Below are 1,258 nucleotides of genomic sequence, written 5' to 3' on the forward strand. Positions count from 1 at the left end.
ACCCGCGCAGCTTTATTACGATCAGGAAATGACTCAGGCGCAAATCGCCCGCGAGTTAGGTATTTATCGCACGACCATCAGTCGCCTGCTAAAACGCGGCCGTGAACTGGGCGTGGTGAGCATCTCTATCAATTACAACTACAACGAGAACTTGTGGCTGGAACAACAGTTAAAGCACAAATTTGGTCTGAAAGAAGCGGTAGTGGTGCCCTGCCAATATGAACAAGAAGAAGAGCAACTGGCAATGCTGGGTGTACAAGGGGCGCAAATGTTGGAGCGGCTGCTGGAACCCGGCGATATCATCGGTTTTTCCTGGGGGCGTGCAGTGCGGGCGATGGTTGAAGGGCTTTCGACCACCAACCAGTCACGCCAGCATATTTGTGTGCCTATCATTGGCGGCCCCTCGGGAAAACTGGAAAGCCGTTACCATGTGAATACCCTCACCTACGGCGCGGCGGCAAAACTAAAAGGGGAGTCTCATCTCGCCGATTTTCCAGCATTACTGGATAATGCTTTGATTCGTAACGGCATTATGCAATCACAACATTTTCGCACTATTGCGGATTACTGGAATAATATTGATATCGCGTTAGTTGGGATTGGTTCGCCCGCAATACGCGACGGTGCGAACTGGCACGCCTTTTATGGTCGGGAAGAGAGTGACGATTTATACGCAGGGCAAATTGCGGGCGATATCTGTTCCCGCTTTTATGATATTAATGGTGTAACCGTCGAGACTCAGATAAACGAAAAAACATTATCTATCGAAATCCATAAATTAAAGAACGCACGTTACTCGATTGGCATAGCCATGGGAGAAGAAAAGCTGAGTGGAATTCTTGGCGCGTTACGCGGTAAATATATTAATTGCTTAGTTACCAATTGCCAAACAGCCGAATTACTATTGCAATAAACACTATTTATTCTGATTCGACATAATTCATTTTATGGGGGATCACTTTATCTACATGGAGAGAAAATGATGCAAACATGGTTAAATTTAGCAGGCAAGATAATTATTGTGACCGGTGGAACATCGGGAATTGGTTATGCCATTGTTGAGGAGTTATTAGCACAAGGTGCGAATGTCCAGGTTGTGGATATTCATGCTGGCGAACATAACCATGACTATCAATTCTGGCCAACAGATATTTCTTGTGCTCAACAAGTAAATAACACTGTTGCACAAATAATTCAGCACTTTGGGCGGATTGATGGTCTGGTCAATAACGCTGGTGTGAACTTTCCACGTCTGTGG

General features: G+C 45.7%; 2 protein-coding genes. Both read left to right on the top strand.

Features of this window, described 5'->3' with window-relative positions:
* The coding region (locus EA14781_RS22170; protein WP_042336392.1) for a sugar-binding transcriptional regulator at window positions 1–913 on the top strand (913 nt) is incomplete at its 5' end.
* A 69-nt stretch (window positions 914–982) separates the two neighbouring features.
* A partial coding sequence (locus EA14781_RS22175) for an SDR family NAD(P)-dependent oxidoreductase (RefSeq protein WP_042336394.1) occupies window positions 983–1,258 on the top strand: 276 nt, incomplete at its 3' end.

Origin of the sequence: Escherichia albertii NBRC 107761 = DSM 17582 (genome assembly GCF_000759775.1) — a bacterium.
Lineage (GTDB): Bacteria > Pseudomonadota > Gammaproteobacteria > Enterobacterales > Enterobacteriaceae > Escherichia > Escherichia albertii.